The sequence below is a fragment of the Nonomuraea cypriaca genome (genome assembly GCF_015645445.1).
GTDB lineage: Bacteria > Actinomycetota > Actinomycetes > Streptosporangiales > Streptosporangiaceae > Nonomuraea > Nonomuraea cypriaca.
On the sequence record NZ_JADOGI010000244.1, the window covers coordinates 1 to 15240 of the forward strand.

General features: G+C 71.4%; 18 protein-coding genes. 12 read left to right on the forward strand and 6 right to left on the reverse strand.

Annotation, left to right across the window (positions count from 1 at the left end):
* Positions 1 to 861: hypothetical protein (locus ITP53_RS46190; protein WP_207757385.1), on the forward strand; the 861-nt coding region annotated here is incomplete at its 5' end.
* Here the strand turns inward: ITP53_RS46190 and ITP53_RS46195 are convergent.
* On the reverse strand, positions 845 to 1372 hold the full coding sequence (locus ITP53_RS46195; RefSeq protein WP_328817965.1) for a pyridoxamine 5'-phosphate oxidase family protein: 528 nt from the start codon (positions 1370 to 1372) through the stop codon (positions 845 to 847). The two genes, ITP53_RS46190 and ITP53_RS46195, sit on opposite strands and share 17 nt — an antisense overlap.
* A gap of 18 nt (positions 1373 to 1390) precedes the next feature.
* Here ITP53_RS46195 and ITP53_RS46200 point away from each other — a divergent pair, with 18 nt between their 5' ends.
* The gene (locus ITP53_RS46200) at positions 1391 to 1549 is read left to right on the forward strand and encodes a hypothetical protein (protein WP_195901832.1); all 159 of its coding nucleotides are present in this window, start codon (positions 1391 to 1393) and stop codon (positions 1547 to 1549) included.
* On the opposite strand, the gene ITP53_RS46205 is transcribed toward ITP53_RS46200, so the two are convergent.
* Positions 1546 to 1959, reverse strand: coding sequence for a hypothetical protein (locus ITP53_RS46205; RefSeq protein WP_195901833.1), 414 nt, complete (start codon positions 1957 to 1959; stop codon positions 1546 to 1548). The genes ITP53_RS46200 and ITP53_RS46205 overlap by 4 nt on opposite strands.
* A gap of 80 nt (positions 1960 to 2039) precedes the next feature.
* Here ITP53_RS46205 and ITP53_RS46210 point away from each other — a divergent pair, with 80 nt between their 5' ends.
* Genes ITP53_RS46210 through ITP53_RS46220 form a run of 3 tightly spaced genes read left to right on the forward strand, consistent with a single transcriptional unit; the run spans position 2040 to position 4605 of the window.
* Positions 2040 to 2489 (forward strand): MarR family winged helix-turn-helix transcriptional regulator, encoded by a 450-nt coding sequence (locus tag ITP53_RS46210; protein WP_195901834.1) that lies wholly within the window; start codon positions 2040 to 2042, stop codon positions 2487 to 2489.
* Between the two features lie 44 nt (positions 2490 to 2533).
* Positions 2534 to 3142, forward strand: a complete 609-nt coding sequence (locus ITP53_RS46215) for a TetR/AcrR family transcriptional regulator (protein ID WP_195901835.1) — start codon at positions 2534 to 2536, stop codon at positions 3140 to 3142.
* 11 nt (positions 3143 to 3153) lie between these two features.
* Positions 3154 to 4605, forward strand: a complete 1452-nt coding sequence (locus ITP53_RS46220) for an FAD-dependent monooxygenase (protein WP_195901836.1) — start codon at positions 3154 to 3156, stop codon at positions 4603 to 4605.
* Here ITP53_RS46220 and ITP53_RS46225 read toward each other — a convergent pair.
* From ITP53_RS46225 to ITP53_RS46235, 3 genes are all read right to left on the reverse strand, one after another.
* Positions 4564 to 5034 carry a TetR family transcriptional regulator C-terminal domain-containing protein gene (locus tag ITP53_RS46225; protein ID WP_195901837.1) on the reverse strand — a complete coding sequence of 157 codons (471 nt, stop codon included), beginning with the start codon at positions 5032 to 5034 and terminating at the stop codon, positions 4564 to 4566. The two genes, ITP53_RS46220 and ITP53_RS46225, sit on opposite strands and share 42 nt — an antisense overlap.
* Before the next feature lie 102 nt (positions 5035 to 5136).
* Entirely contained in the window at positions 5137 to 5958 is an 822-nt protein-coding gene (locus ITP53_RS46230; RefSeq protein WP_195901838.1) for an SAM-dependent methyltransferase, read from the reverse strand.
* Positions 5959 to 6033: 75 nt separating this feature from the next.
* On the reverse strand, positions 6034 to 6984 hold the full coding sequence (locus ITP53_RS46235; RefSeq protein ID WP_195901839.1) for a GlxA family transcriptional regulator: 951 nt from the start codon (positions 6982 to 6984) through the stop codon (positions 6034 to 6036).
* Between the two features lie 71 nt (positions 6985 to 7055).
* Here ITP53_RS46235 and ITP53_RS46240 point away from each other — a divergent pair, with 71 nt between their 5' ends.
* Together ITP53_RS46240 and ITP53_RS46245 are read left to right on the forward strand one after the other, a co-directional pair.
* The gene (locus ITP53_RS46240) at positions 7056 to 8372 is read left to right on the forward strand and encodes an MFS transporter (protein ID WP_207757386.1); all 1317 of its coding nucleotides are present in this window, start codon (positions 7056 to 7058) and stop codon (positions 8370 to 8372) included.
* Between the two features lie 25 nt (positions 8373 to 8397).
* A complete protein-coding gene (locus ITP53_RS46245; RefSeq protein ID WP_236051949.1) occupies positions 8398 to 9057 on the forward strand; it encodes a peptidyl-tRNA hydrolase in 660 nt (219 codons plus the stop codon).
* 28 nt (positions 9058 to 9085) lie between these two features.
* Here ITP53_RS46245 and ITP53_RS46250 read toward each other — a convergent pair whose 3' ends face one another.
* A complete protein-coding gene (locus ITP53_RS46250) occupies positions 9086 to 10057 on the reverse strand; it encodes a DUF3616 domain-containing protein (RefSeq protein WP_328817974.1) in 972 nt (323 codons plus the stop codon).
* Between the two features lie 167 nt (positions 10058 to 10224).
* On the opposite strand from ITP53_RS46250, the gene ITP53_RS46255 reads away from it, so the two are divergent.
* From ITP53_RS46255 to ITP53_RS46275, 5 genes are all read left to right on the forward strand, one after another.
* Positions 10225 to 10986 (forward strand): hypothetical protein, encoded by a 762-nt coding sequence (locus ITP53_RS46255; RefSeq protein WP_236051950.1) that lies wholly within the window; start codon positions 10225 to 10227, stop codon positions 10984 to 10986.
* Positions 10987 to 11023: 37 nt separating this feature from the next.
* Complete coding sequence (gene ftsH / locus ITP53_RS46260; RefSeq protein ID WP_328817977.1) at positions 11024 to 13078, forward strand: ATP-dependent zinc metalloprotease FtsH; 2055 nt, start codon at positions 11024 to 11026, stop codon at positions 13076 to 13078.
* Positions 13079 to 13143: 65 nt separating this feature from the next.
* Positions 13144 to 13776, forward strand: a complete 633-nt coding sequence (locus ITP53_RS46265; RefSeq protein ID WP_195901843.1) for a DUF937 domain-containing protein — start codon at positions 13144 to 13146, stop codon at positions 13774 to 13776.
* A gap of 114 nt (positions 13777 to 13890) precedes the next feature.
* Positions 13891 to 14472, forward strand: coding sequence for a Maf family protein (locus ITP53_RS46270; RefSeq protein ID WP_195901844.1), 582 nt, complete (start codon positions 13891 to 13893; stop codon positions 14470 to 14472).
* 10 nt (positions 14473 to 14482) lie between these two features.
* Positions 14483 to 15240, forward strand: a 758-nt coding sequence (locus ITP53_RS46275) for an EI24 domain-containing protein (protein ID WP_195901845.1), incomplete at its 3' end; no start/stop codon positions are given.

A 15240-nucleotide genomic window follows, 5' to 3' on the forward strand; every position in this document is an offset into this window, starting at 1 on the left:
GAGGTCGTGCTGCGGGGGCTCGCTCTCCTGTCGGCGCTGCTCCTCATGGTCGGCCCCTTGCAGGCCGATCTCGGCCAGCATCGATTCCAGGGTGTGTTCTCGGGCACCTTCCCGGTCTGGTTCCTGCTGCTGGCGGTGGCCCAGGTCGCGGTCGCCGCCCTCCGGGAGGGCCGGGCGCGGGCCGCGGCGCTGGGGGTCGCGGCCGGCCTGGCCGCACTTCACCTGGGCCTGGTCGCGCGGACCGTCCAGGAGACCGGCTTCGATACCCGGCCGGAGATTCTGATGACCCTCGCCGGCGCCGGGCTCGTCCTGGTCGTCGCCTTCGTGGAGACGGCGCTGGCGCAGGTGGGCCCGCTCAGGGCCGTGATGGCGGTGGTCGCCGGCCTGCTCGCCGTCGTGCTGATCATTTGGAACCTGCGGGATCCCGAGATGATCGGCGAGGACGAAGGACCGGCGATCGCCTTGGCGGCGGCGCTGATCCTCATCGCCGCCCTCGTGGTCCGCGCGGTTCAGGACTGGCGGGCAGGACACCCACGCCTGCCGATGGCCCTGAGCGTGGCGGCCACGCTCGTCATCGCCGGGGACCTCCTCGCCGTCTACGCGGACACCTCTTCCGACGAGGAGGACCCCGCATACCTGCCCATCCTGCTCGTCCTGCTCGTCGTCGCCCACATGCCTCCCGACCGGTTCAGCCTGCTGACCGCGTTCCAGCTCGTGGTGATCACGGGTTTGGTCCACAACGTCGCGCTGGTCGAAACGGGACTGGGGTTCGTACTCGTGCTGTTCGCCGCGGCGGGTTGCGCGGGCGGCGCCGCCTACCTGAGCGGCCTGGCCGGACGCGGGGCTACACGGCCGGGTTGAAGCGGTGGTAGCCGGGACCTGTCCAGCCGGCCGACACGGTCCCGGCGACGTGCGCGTACTCGTCCAGTTCGAACAGCACCAGTCGCGGATTCCCCCACTCCACCCTGGCCCGGCCGGTGAGCTGGAGTGTCTCGCCGCGCTCCCAGTCCACGAAGAGCAGCCCGGCATGCGGGTTCAGGTCCAGGTTCCCGAGCGTCATGAACATCCCGTTGCCCGCGTAGTCGGGGGACACCTGCGAGCGCGGCCCGGTGACCCGGACGAAGCCGGGATTGCCGCCCCGGTGCGACACGTCCGCCCCGTGCCCGTCGGCCCACGTGGCGATGAAGAACGTGTCCGCCGCCCCGATCCACGCGCTGTGCCGCTCCGCGAGCGAGGTGCCCCGCCCCAGCGCGGTGGGGATGCCGGGGGCCGAGGTGGGCTCGCGGGTCTGGATGTGCTTGGGGCAGTTCGCGTACACCTGCTCCGTCCGGACCACCAGAGCGGCACCGGCTTGTACGGCGGTGCCGTTCACGCGCATCCTGCGCCGCGTGTGCGGCTCGATGGCCAGCAGCCCGATGTCGCGTTCGCGCGCGAACAGCCCGTGAAGGGGATCGGCGGCGCGGACAGCGTGTCGATCGGCCCGGACCGGTCAGCCCTGACCGTGCTGACGAACTCCAGTGTCAGGGAGGAGGACATCTCCCCAATCTAACGCTTGTACGCAGCCACGCCCGTGAGGGTGAGGAGGCGGACGGCGAGCAGTCCCAGGACGACGATGCAGAACACGTCGAACCAGATGCTCAAGGGCGACAGGTCGCCGCGGATCGCCGGGTTGGGCAGGATCAGCGCCAGGAACGTCGACTTGCCCGCGACCGCGCCCAGCGCGGCGGCCAGGCGTACGGGCGGATGGAACGCGGCCCACACGATGGCGGCCCCCAGCAGGAGTTGCAGCATGCCCCGGTGCTGCAGCAGCGCCTGCGTCATCGGGGCGGGGTCGGACACGCCGTAGTTCCAGTCCAGAATGCCGGCGTTCACGATCGCGACGGCGGGCAGCGTGGTGACGACGCCCAGCACCACGAGTAAGGGCCGCAGGGCGGTCTCGGCACGAGCGGACAACAGCATCGGAGGCTCCCATCAAGCGACGATAACCGTCAGCATAGCTGACGATTTTCGGTGTGCTCAAGGGCTCTAGATTGGACGGCATGAGCACGCGCGGCGCGGCAGCGCGCATTTCCTCCGCCACCGGCTACCTGTTGATGCGGCTCGGCGACGTCGCCCGCCTGCGCACCGAGGAGGAGCTGGCCCGCTGGGACATCACCGGCAAGGAGCTGCGCGTGCTCGCGTACGCGCACGGGGCCGCCATGTCGCAGCGCGACCTGACCACGCTGGCCCGCATGGACCGGACCACGATGACCGCCGTCATCAACCGGCTGGAGGAGCGCGGCCGCGTGCAGCGCGTACGCAACCCCGCGGACCGGCGCAAATACCTGATCACGATCACCGAGGAGGGCACCCGCCTGGTGGAGGAGGCGCTGGCGCACATGGCCGAGGTCGAGGCCGGCCTCCTCGGGCCGCTGACGCCCATCGAGCGCTCCCTGCTGAACAACATGGTCACCCGCCTCTTCGCCGCCCATGACCCGGATTGTGCGTGATCAGAAAATTTGCGTAGCCAGCAAATTTCAGCCATGATGGGCGCATGAGCGGGCTGAGGGAGCGGAAGAAGCAGGCCACGCGCGAGGCGCTGATGACGGCCGCGCTCCGGCTGGCCCTGGAACGCGGGCTGGAGAACGTGCGGGTCGAGGACATCGCCGCCGAGGTCGGCGTCTCGCCCAGGACGTTCAACAACTACTTCGCCGGCAAGTACGAGGCGATCACCGCCCGCCACACCGATCGCGTCAGGGGATCCGTGGCGGCGCTGCGGGCGAGACCGGAGGGCGAGCCCCTGTGGGAGGCCCTGACGGAGGCGATGATCGAGCCGTGGGCGCGGCACGCGGGCCAGGCCGGCGCGGCCCCCGAGCCCGAGATGCTGGCGAGCATCCGCATGCTCGCCGACGAGCCGGCGCTGCGGGCGGAGTCGCTGCGGGTGGCCTTCGCGGCCGACGGCGAGCTGGCCGCGGCCATCGCGGCGCGCACCGGCACCGACGCCGCCCGTGACCTCTATCCCCACCTCGTCGCCGGGGCCGCGACGGCGGCCGTGCAGGCGGCCGTCGCGCACTGGCTGCGCTCCGACCCGCCGGTCCCGCTCGTGCCGCTGCTGCGCGACTCCCTGCGCGCGCTGGCCGCGGGACTCCCCGTCCCCACGTGAAGGAGAGCCTCATGGATGTAGTGATCGCCGGTGGCGGCCCCAACGGGCTGATGCTGGCCTGCGAGCTGAGCCTGGCCGGCGTCCGGCCGGCCGTCGTCGAACGCCTGTCCATGCGCAGCGACCAGCCCAAGGCCAACGGCATCATCGGCCAGGTCGTCAGGCTGCTGCGCCAGCGCGGCCTCACGGAGCGGGACGCGCCGATGCAGGCCTTCGTGTTCGGCGCGATGCCGCTCGACCTGGCCGGGCTCGAGGGCAACCCGCTCTACGGGCTGGGGATCAGGCAGCCCGAGTTGGAGGAGCTGTTCGAGCGGCGGGCGGCCGAGCTGGGCGTGGACATCAGGCGCGGGCACGAGCTGTCCGGCTTCGAGCAGGATCAGGACGGCGTCACCCTGGAGCTGACGGGCCGGGAAGGCCCCTACCGGCTGCGCACCCGCTACCTGGTCGGCTGCGACGGCGCGCACAGCACGGTGCGCAAGCTCGCGGGCATCGGCTTCCCCGGCGTCAGCTCGGCCGACGTCGTGTCCAGGGCGGCGCACGTCACCGTCCCCGGGGCGGCGATCCGGCCGGAACAGGCCGAGATGGAGGTGCCGGGCCTGGGGACGTTCGGCCTGTACGCGTGGCACCGGACCGAGCGTGGCGCGTACGCGATGCTCCCCATGGGCCAGGACGTGCTGACCGTCAGCTCGCTCGAGTGGGGCGGTCCCGTGCCCGGCGAGGACGTGCCGATGACCGTCGAGGAGCTGCGGACGAGCCTCGCCCGCGTGCTCGGAGCCGACCTGCCGCTGGCCGCCCCCACCGGGGCCGGTCCCCACCTGCTCAGACGGCTGAACGGCCGCGACACCAGGGTCGCCGACCGCTACCGGGAAGGCCGGGTGTTCGTGGCGGGCGACGCCGCGCACGTCCACTCGGCCATGGGCGCGCCCGGGCTCAACCTGGGCCTGCAGGACGCCGCCAACCTGGCCTGGAAGCTGGCCGCCGAGGTGCGCGGATGGGCGCCGCCAGGCCTGCTCGACACCTACGACGCCGAGCGCCGCCCGGCCGCCGAGCGGGTCGCCGTGCACACCAAGGCCCAACTGGCGCTCACCGCGCCTGGACCGGAGATGACGGCCCTGCGCGAGATGTTCGGGGAGTTGCTGGCGGACGAGCCCGCCCGCCGCCGCATCGCGGCCGTCCTGGCCGGGTCGGATCTCGCCTATCAGATGCCCGCGCCGCCGCATCCGCTGGTCGGCGGCTTCCTGCCCGGCCTGCCCGCCGGGCCCGCGGCCCGGGCCAGGCCCGTGCTGCTCGACGCGACCGGCCGCCTGCGGGTGCGGCACGGACGCGTCGACGTGGTGCCGGCCGAGGGCGGTGACACCGTACTGGTACGCCCCGACGGCTACGTGGCCTGGGCGGGCACCCCCGACGAGACGCTCGAAGCGGCGCTAGAGACCTGGTTCGGCGAGAGTCTCCAGGTGGCGGCGTAGCGCGAGGACCATCGCCGAGGGCGTCATCCGGTCCGGATGCAGGACGCCCTCGACGGTGAGCCCGTCGAGCAGCGCGCACAGCCGCTCCGTCTCCACCTCCGTGCCGGCGCGGAGCGCCCCGTGCCTGGCGACGCCTTCCACGATGCGCCTGACCAGGGTGCGCATGCCGTCATAGGACTCGCGGGCCAGAGGCTGGAGCTCGGGACGCGTACGCGCGGCCATGGTGAACTCCAGCCACACCGTCGCCTCGTCCCTGCGCCGCTCGTCCAGCGGCAACAGCTCCGACAACATCAGCTCGACGCCTTCGGCCCGCTCGCTCCGGTCTTGCGCGGCCAGCAGTGGGCCGACCCGCTCGGTGTGACGTTCGTCATCGGCTTCGGCGTGGGCGCTGGCGATCGCGTCCGGCATGCACGCCGAGGTCAGGTCCATGCCGCTGTCGATCGGCGTGGGCATGCTCGGTGAGGCGCTGGTGATCCTGCTCAGGTCGCGGACGGCGGGCGTGCCGTTCGCACCGGACAGGCGTTAGAGGCGTTAGAGACGGCCGACTCCGCCGAGGATGCCGGGCCTGACGTAGTCGTACGAACCGCCGGGGGAGGCGTCGCGCGTCCAGTCGGCGACCGGCACGAGACCGGGGCCGAGCAGGTCCATGCCCTCGAAGTACGAGGCGATCGTTTCGTAGTCACGGCCGACCAGCCCGGCGGAGCTGGTGGACGAATAGACCGCCTGGCTCGCCTGGGCGGCGTCCGCAGTGGCGTTGCCCAGGTAGATGTGGGACACCACCAGATAGCAACCTGGGCGCAGCCTGGCGCGCATGCGGGCCACGATCCCGGCGGCCTCGGCGTCGTCGGGGAAGAAGTGCAGCACCGCCACCAGCAGGAGGGCGAACGGCTGGGACTGGTCGATGTGCGCGGTGACGCGCGGGTCGTCCAGGATCGCCTCGGGATCCTTCAGGTCGCCGTCCACGGCGACCACGCCCTGGTCCCTGGCCAGCAGCGCGCGGGCGTGGGCGAGCACGATCGGGTCGTTGTCCACGTAGACGATCCTGGAGCCGGGGTTCTGCCGCTGGGCCACCTGGTGGACGTTGTCCTGGGTGGGCAGGCCCGCGCCGATGTCGATGAACTGGCGCACCCCCGCCGCGGCGATCGTGCTGACCGCGCGGCCCAGGAAATCGCGGTTGGCCTTGGCCATCACGCGGGCGTCGTTGCCGAGCTTGCGGCCGATCTCGATCATCTTCTCGGCCGCCTCGCGGTCGGAGGCGAAGTTGTCGCGGCCGCCGAGGTAGTAGTCGTACATGCGGGCGGCGCTCGGCACGTTCGGGTTGATCCCTGCGGGAACGCGGTCGGCCTCAGACATGTGACGACCCCTTCAGGAGCGATCTTTTGCACTGATTCTAGGGTGGTAGACCCGGTTTGCGGCAGGCTTTCGTGATCAAACTCGACGGAAAGTGTGCCGGTAGGTCAGGGGTGACACGCCGACCGCCGCGTGCAGGTGCTGGCGCAGCGAGACCGCCGTGCCGAACCCCGCCCGCCTGGCCACCTCCTCCACGCCGAGGTCCGTGGTCTCCAGCAGCCGCCTGGCCCGCTGCACCCGCTGCCCGTTCAGCCACCGCGCCGGGCTCACGCCGGTCTCCTCCCTGAACCGCCTGGTGAACGTGCGCACGCTCATCCTGGCGTGCCCGGCCAGCGCGTTCAGGTCGAGCGGGGCGTCCAGGTGGGCGAGCATCCACGCGCGGGTGGCCGCCGTGCCGCCGCCGTCGCCGTACGGCAGGGGCCGGTCGATGTACTGGGCCTGCCCGCCCTCCCGCCACGGCGGCATGACGCAGCGGCGGGCCGTGCGGTTGGCCACCTCGCTGCCGTGGTCGCGCCTGATGACGTGCAGGCACAGGTCCATGCCCGCGGCCACCCCGGCCGAGGTGAGCACGTCGCCGTCGTCCACGAACAGCACGTCGGGATCCAGCCTCACCTCCGGGAACAACGCGGCGAAGCGATCCGTCTCGGTCCAGTGCGTGGTGGCCGGCCGGCCGTCGAGCAGCCCCGCCGCCGCCAGCACGAACGCGCCCGTGCAGATCGACATGATCCGGGGCCGGCCCTGGAGCGCGGCGTACAGGGTGTCGGTGATGGTGCCGTCCTTCAGCGCCCGCCCGGCGTGGATGCCGGGCACCAGGATCGTGTCCGCCGTGTCGAGCACGTCGAGGTCGTGGTCGGGGAGCACGCTGTAGCCGGCCGTGCAGCGGACTTGGCGGCGGCCCTCCGAGCAGGTCACGACCTCGTACAGCTTCTCGCCCGAGTGCGTCTCCGCCGACCAGAACACCTGGCCGGGGACGCCGAGGTCGAGCGGGGCGAAATGGTTGAGCACCACGACCGCGACTCGATGCGTCATGGCCGGATTCTTTCACATATTGGCTTTCTGGCCACTCGTGCCCATATCGGGCGGTAAATCAGGATTGGCGCATGACCATGAGCACCACTCGTACACGTGTGCACCGGGCGTGGTACGTCGCGGCCGTCGCGTTCGTGGCGATCCTCGGCGCGGCCGGCTTCCGCGCCACTCCCGGCGTCCTGATCACCCCGCTGCGGGAGGAGTTCGGCTGGTCGGCCGGCACGGTCTCGCTGGCCGTCTCGGTCAACCTGGTGCTCTACGGCCTGACCGCGCCCTTCGCCGCCGCGCTGATGGACCGGTTCGGCATGCGGCGCGTGGTCGCCCTCGCCCTGCTGCTGATCGCCGCGGGCAGCGGGCTCACCGTGCTGATGACGGCGAGCTGGCACCTCCTGCTGCTCTGGGGCGTGCTCGTGGGGCTCGGCACGGGGTCGATGGCGCTGGTGTTCGCCGCGACGGTGGTGGACCGGTGGTTCGTCCGGCATCGCGGCACGGTCACCGGTGTGCTCACCGCGGCCGGCGCCACCGGGCAGCTGATCTTCCTGCCCGTGCTGGCCTGGCTGGCCGAGGGGCCGGGCTGGCGGTTCGCCTCGCTGACCGTGGCCGCGGCGGCGCTGGCGGTGGTGCCGTTCGTGTGGTGGTTGCTGCGCGACCGCCCCGAGGACGTCGGCACGACGGCGCTCGGGGGAGCAGAGGCGGAAACGGAGCCACGTGCCGCCCGGGGCACGGTGAACCCCGCCGTCCGGGCGCTCACCGTGCTCGCCGCGGCGGCGCGGACGCGGCCGTTCTGGCTGCTCGCGGGCGGCTTCGCGATCTGCGGTGCCAGCACCAACGGCCTCGTCGGCACCCACTTCATCCCCGCCGCGCACGACCACGGTATGGCCGAGCCGGTCGCGGCGAGCCTGCTCGCCGTCATCGGGATCTTCGACATCGCCGGTACGGTCGCGTCCGGCTGGCTCAGCGACAAGATCGACCCCAGGGTGCTGCTCGGCGTCTACTACGGCCTGCGCGGCCTGTCGCTGATGGTGCTGCCCGGCCTGTTCGCGGCCACGACCGAGCCCAGCATGCTGATCTTCATCGTGTTCTACGGTCTGGACTGGGTGGCGACCGTGCCGCCCACGGTGGCGCTGTGCCGGCGGATCTACGGTGCCGACGGGGCCGTGGTGTTCGGGTGGGTGTTCGGCTCGCACCAGGTCGGGGCCGCGTTCGCGGCCATCGGCGCCGGGCTCACCCGCGACCACCTGGGCGCCTACGACCTCGCCTGGTACGGCGCCGGCGCCCTCTGCCTCCTGGCCGCCGGAATGTCGCTGGCGATCGGGCGCTTTACTGAGGAGCGGCGGACTGCCGCTATGGTATCGACCGGGCATGACGAGAGGGCGGCAGGCCGATGAGCGCGTTTCTTGTCAGAGAAGAGCGATGAACTCCGAGCTGTATGTCCTGCCGCTGGTCGTCAGGATCGAGAGAGCCACACCCCCCGAGCGCACCGACGCGATGGAGGCGGCCGCGATGGCCGTGCTGAGCCTGCTGGACAAGCCGGGGGAGTGGGCCGCCGAGCTGCACGCCTGGCAGTCCACCGGGAAGATCCGCAAGGTCGTCCGCCGGGCCAGGGGCGCCGAGTGGCGGCGGGCCGTCGCGTTGCCGGGGCGCACGGTCGCGCACCGTACGGCCGAGGTGCGGGTGCACCCGCCCGTGCCGCTCGACGACTGGCCGCGGGACCTCGCGCGGCTGCAGGTGTCGGGCACCGAGCTGACCGACACCCGTGACCTGCCGCCCGCCGAGGCGCCGATCCTGTGGGCCAACCCGGAGCTCGCCATGTCGGCCGGCAAGGCGATGGCGCAGGCCGGGCACGCCGCCCAGCTCGCCTGGTGGGCCAGCGACGCGGCCGAGCGGGCGGCGTGGCGGGAGCACGGCCTGGCGGTGTCCGTACGCGTCGCCTCCTCGCGGGACGACTTCGAGGCCAAGGTGGCGGCCGGGCTTCCCGTGGTGCGCGACGCCGGGTTCACCGAGATCGAGCCGGGCTCGTGCACGTTCGTCGCGGACGCGCCCTGGTTGCTTGGGCGCGTCGCTAGAGGGTGAACGCGTTCGCGGTTGTTTGGGCGGGCCGCTAGAGAGTGAACACGTCCGCCAGAACGCCTCCGGCGGGCGTGATCCGCGCGGGGGACGGGCTGTCGTACACGACCATGAGCCGGCCGTCGCGGAGCAGCGTCAGCCCTTCCGGGTGGTCGCAGCCCACGCCGTAGGGCAGCTCCATGACGGTCTCCAGCTCGTCGGCCGGCACGATCCCCCGCCGCTTCTGGCCGAGCCGCCAGCGCACCACGCGGACCGGTCCGTCGAGGTCCATCGTCGGGCCGGTGAGCAGGAGCAGCGAGTCGCCGTCCGGGCACAGGTCCCGCACGCCGAGCCCGTCCAGGTCCAGGAAGTGCTTGCGGTACGGCTCCCGCAACCGCAGCCGCCCCTTGCCCGCCTCGTCCAGCCGCAGCTCCAGGACCACCGCCCAGCCGCGCAGCACGGGACCGCGCAGCCCTACGTAGACGTGCTCCGACACGACGGCGATGCCCTCGACGTCGAAGCCGTTGTCCTTGCCTGGCAGCGCCAGGAACGGCGCCAGATGCCGGTCCTCGCGCAGGTGCTCGGTGAGGCTCTGCCCGCCGGCCAGGACCGCCCCGGCGGCCGGGGTCCCATTCGCCGGATCCAGCGGCACGCGGGCCAGGATGAACCGGTTCTCCTCCCTGACCACGGTGGCCAGCCGGTCGGCGGCCTTCTCCGGATCCTTCGACTTGACCCGCTTGCGCTTGAGACTGTGTGAGCCGATCAGCCAGAGGTGTCCGTCCGCGCGGGCCAGGCCCTCGATGTCGGCCTCGTCCCGCGGGCCGGCGGGGAGGTCGACATGGTCGGCCAGCCGGAACGTGCGCTGGGCGCCGAAGTGGCCGTCCGTCCACGTCAGGTGCTCGAAGGTCGCGGTCTCGTCGCCGGCGACCCAGAGGCCGGTGGCGCTCTGCCGGATCGCCGAGAGGTTCGTGTGCGTTTCAGATGCTTGGGAGGCGTGATCGAATCGCAGCTCAACCTGTTCCACCACGCCATGATTGCACTTCTGCCGCTTCAAGAGCGCAATGGCGGGATATGTCGTACGCTCCCGTCGTGCTCGATGGGGAAGAAGAGATCCAGGGTTCCGAAGTGAGAACCGCGCCCAGGTCCGGAACCCTCGTTCCTCCCCCCAGACGCTCCCGCATCGGAGACATCCGGATGCGGGTGGTGTACCGGGGGCTCGCCGTGGCCGCCGCCGTCGTGGCCGCCGCCGTGACGCTGGTCGTGGTACTTCCGTCCGGGCCGGACGAGGTGGCGGCGGGGCCGGTAACCGCGCCGCCGGCCGCACCGTCCTCGTCCGGCCCCGTACCCTCGGCCACTTCTTCATGGACGGCCGGGCCCGCTCCCTCCACGACGGCCGCTCCCGACGGGTCCCTCGCGCCCGGCTACACCGCCATGGAGGCTCTGCACGCCGACCCGCGCGTCCCCCGGCTCACCGGCGACGTCAGGCGGATGCGACTGACCTCTCCCGGCAAGCGGTTCGTCGACGACAGGCGCTCAGGGCTCGCGGTGCCGCGCCTCGGCCGGCCGTGGAAGGTGTACGGGCCGGCGCCGTTCACCACCAGGCAGGTGCTGCCCAAGCAGCGCGGCACGAGCCTGCGAGGGGCGCTCGTCAGTTGCCCGCTCCCCATCATGGAGCAGGACTCCGCGCGCGACACGGCGCTGCTGGCCGCCCGCTGGACGCTCAACCACCATCCGGAAGGCTCCAAGATCACCTGGCTCACCTCGCAACCCGTCAAGCGCGGCTGGATGCTGACTTATCGGGTCAAATACGGCAAACGCGCGTCGCGGGCGGGCGTCGTCGTCATGGACGGGGGAATGAGCAAGCCCGGCCTGACGTTCGTCACAGTGCCTGACTCGCAGAGGAAGCAGTGGCGTGATATTGGCCGCGTGGTATCTGGGGTGCGTGTTCTAGGCTAGAAAGATCATGTATGCGGCGAGGTGGGGGAGTGACGCCGTGGAACGCTCTGGACGGCCCCAGGCACCGAAGAAGGGCAAGGGCAAGCCGCCCTGGCGCTCTGAAGGGCTGCCGGGCACGCCCGGCGGCCGGCCGAAGATCAACTGGTGGCGCTTCGTCGTCACCCTGCTCGTCGTGTACGCGGCCTTCTTCGTGGTGTCGTCGTTCGTCGACAGCGGATCCGTCGAGACGATCTCGTACACGGAGTTCACCAAGCAGGTGAACGCCAAGAACGTCAAGGACATCTACGCTCAGGGCCTGTCGGTCGAGGGCGACCTGCGCTCCCCGGGGAAGAACCCCGAGAGCAACGAGACCTACACCGAGTTCACCACCGAGATCCCGGCGTTCGCCAACACCGACCAGCTCGACCGGCAGCTCGCCACCGGCCAGGTGGAGATCACCTCGCAGCCGATCACCCGCAGCCTCTTCGCCAACGTGCTGCTGTCGTTGCTGCCCGTGCTGCTGCTGGCCGGCGTGTGGATCTGGATCATGCGCCGCGGTGCCAGCATGATGGGCGGCGGCCTGGGCGGCCTCGGCAAGTCCAAGGCGGCCAAGCCGGTGGATGCCGGGCAGGTGCGGGTCACGTTCGACGACGTGGCGGGCATCGACGAGGTGGAGAACGAGCTCGTCGAGATCGTCGACTACCTGAAGGACCCGGGCAAGTACCGCAGGCTCGGCGCCAAGCTGCCCAAGGGCGTGCTGCTCGCCGGGCCTCCTGGCACCGGCAAGACGCTGCTGGCCAGGGCGGTCGCGGGCGAGGCCAAGGTGCCTTACTTCTCGGCCAGCGCCTCGGAGTTCATCGAGATGATCGTCGGCGTGGGCGCCTCGCGCGTGCGCGACCTGTTCGAGGAGGCGCGGAAGGTGGCGCCGTCGATCGTGTTCATCGACGAGATCGACGCCATCGGCCGGGCCCGCGGCGGAGCCGGCGGCCTCGGCGGTCACGACGAGCGCGAGCAGACGCTCAACCAGATCCTCACCGAGATGGACGGCTTCTCCGGGGTCGAAGGCGTGATCGTCATCGGCGCCACGAACCGCCCGGAGGTGCTCGACCCGGCGCTGCTGCGTCCCGGGCGCTTCGACCGTACGGTGCAGGTGGGGCTGCCCGACGCGGCCGGCCGTACCGCGATCCTGGGCGTGCACTCCAGGGGCGTGCCGCTGCACGCGGAGGTCAGCCTCGACCAGCTCGCCAAGACCACGCCCGGCATGACCGGCGCCGACCTGGCCAACCTGGTCAACGAGGCCGCCCTGCTCGCCGCCAAGCGCGGCAAGGAGAAGGTCATGATGGGCGACTTCGCCGACGCGCTGGAGAAGCTGCAGCTCGGTGCGGCGCGCAGCATCGTCATGCCGGAGGAGGAGCGCACCAGGACCGCCTTCCACGAGGCCGGACACGCGCTGCTCGGCATGCTCCAGCCGGGCGCCGACCCGGTCAGGAAGATCTCGATCATCCCGCGCGGGCGGGCGCTCGGCGTCACGCTGTCCACGCCCGACAGCGACCGGTACGCGTACGACGAGCAGTATCTCCGCGGGCGCATCACCGGTGCGCTCGGCGGGATGGCGGCCGAGCAGGTCGTGTACGGCGTCATCACCACCGGCGCCGAGAACGACCTCGAACAGGTCACCATGATCGCGCGCGGCATGGTCGGCCGGTGGGGCATGTCGGAGAAGGTCGGCCCGCTGACCATCCTGCCCAACGACGGCCAGCAGCCGCAGGCCTCGCCCGCCACGCTCGCCACCGTGGACGAGGAGGCGCGGCGGATCGTGGACGAGTGCTACGCGCGGGCGGTCCAGGTGCTCACGGACAACCGGGGGAAGCTGGACGGGATCGTGGCGGCGCTGCTCGAACACGAGACGCTGGACGAGGCGAGCGCGTACGCGGCGGCGGGCCTTGGCGGTCGTTCGGTGTCCTCGTCGGCTTCCCCTGCTGCGGTTTCCTCCACGGTTTCCTCCGCCTCCTCCGAAGCGTCCGCCTCCTCCGAAGCGTCCGCCGGGGTGCCTTCTGGGGCGTCCGATGTGATCCCCTCCGGCTCCGGTACGCCAGGTTTTTCCGAGAATTAGGGAACTCGGGTGTTGGCTGGATCCCGGTCGGGGCAGATGTCCGCCACAACGATCGGGGGACTGTCGTGACACTGAATGACGAGCTTCTCGCCCAGCTCGGAGACTCAGGACTGGAACAGATCGCCGGGATGCTCGGCACGGACAGGGACACGGCCCGCGACGTGGTTCAGGCCGTGTCGGGCACCATCATCGGAGGCATGGCTGCCAACGCCCGGCACCCCGACGGGGCGGAGGCCCTGCGCAGCGCGCTGGACGACCACGTCGACACCGACCCGTTCAACGGCGACGTGGCCTCACTGACGCGCGACGGGCACAGCATCCTCGGGCACGTGCTGGGCGGGCAGGGAACCGAGCAGGCGGCGGCCGGGCTGTCGCAGCTCGCCGGGATAGGTCCCGGAACCATCATGAAAGTGCTGGCCCTGATCGCCCCCATGATCATGTCACTGCTCGCCGAACGGGCCCAGAAACAGAGCATGGATGCCGTCGCCGTGGCCGACGACCTGGACAGGGAGCAGTCGGCCATGCCTGGGGGGCTGGGGGACGTACTCGCGGCTTTGCTCGGCAGCATCTTCGGCGGCGTCGTACCACGGCAGGGCGGCCCGTACGAGCCCCAGGGCACCACCCTCCCCACAGAGCGGGCGCTGCCCCCGGAACGGTCCCTCCCCACAGAGCGTTCCACGGACGTGGGCGGGTCCTGACCCAGCGGTCTACGGACGTGGGCGGGTCCTGACGTTGCGGTCTGTGGACCTGGGCTGGATTCTGAACGAAGGCCGGGAACCGGAGTGCGGCCCCCGCACCGGTAGGCTGGGACAGTGATCGTTCTGGCCTCAGCTTCCTCCGCCCGCCTGGCGCTGCTGCGCAGTGCCGGTCTCGACCCCAAGGTGATCGTCAGCGGGGTAGACGAGGACGTGTTCTCCGCACACTCGCCCGCCGCGCTCAGCCTGGTGCTGGCGAAGGCGAAGGCCGAGGCGGTCGCGAGCGAGCTCGACGAAGGGCTGGTCATCGGGTGCGACTCGATACTGGAGCTCGACGGCCGCCCCTACGGCAAGCCCGCGACGCAGGAGGAGGCCGCTGAGCGGTGGCGGATCATGCGGGGCCGCACCGGGCGCCTCGTGACGGGCCACTGCGTGATCGACGTACCCTCGGGACGGCGGGCGGCGGAGGTGGCCACGACCGTGGTGCGGTTCGGGCAGCCGTCCGAGGAGGAGATCGCCGCGTACGTCGCCACCGGCGAGCCGCTCAACCTGGCCGGGGCGTTCAGCATCGAGGGGCGCGGCGGCTGGTTCGTGGAGGGCATCGAGGGCGACCACGGTAACGTGCTCGGCATCTCGCTGCCGCTGCTTCGCGAGCTGTTCGCGGAGTTGGGCTACGCGGTCACGTCGTTCTGGCGCTAGCCTGCCGGGCATGCGATCACTGCGCGACTTCACATCCGGCGTCGGCTTCTTCTTCCAGGGGTTGGGGTGGGTCGCCAGGAACGGACGGTGGTGGCTGTTCGGGCTCATCCCGGCGCTGATCGCGTTCGCCGTGTACGTGGCGGCGCTGATCTTTCTCGGGACCAACGCGGCGGATTTCGCCGAGTTCCTGACGCCGTTCGCGGATTCGTGGAGTTGGCGTGAGCTGTTCCGCACGCTGGTGGGCATCGCGCTGTTCCTCGGCGGGCTCGCCCTGGCCGTGCTGACGTTCGCCGCCCTCACGCTGGCGATCGGGGAGCCGTTCTACGAGAGACTGTCGGCCGCGGTGGATGTGCTCGAGTCGGAGCACGAGCAGCCGTGGTGGCGCACACTGCCCCGGTCGATCAGGGACAGCCTCGTCACCCTGGGCTACGTGCTGCTCTTCACGATCCCGCTGTTCATCCTGGGGTTCGTACCCGTGGTCGGCCAGACGATCGTGCCCGTGCTGGGCGCGGCCGTGTCCGGGTTCTTCCTGACGGTCGAGCTGACCACGCTGGCGTTGGAACGACGGGGGATGGTCCGTAAGGCGCGATTCGCCCTGCTGCGCGCCAACAAGGCCAGCGCGCTGGGCTTCGGTGTGGCGGTCTTCCTGCTGTTCCTGGTGCCGTTCGTGGCGGTGGTCGCCATGCCGGCCGCCGTGGCCGGCGCCGCCCTTCTCGTACGCACCCGCCTCTCTCCAACCTCCAACGGCCCCGCTCCCACCCCCATACC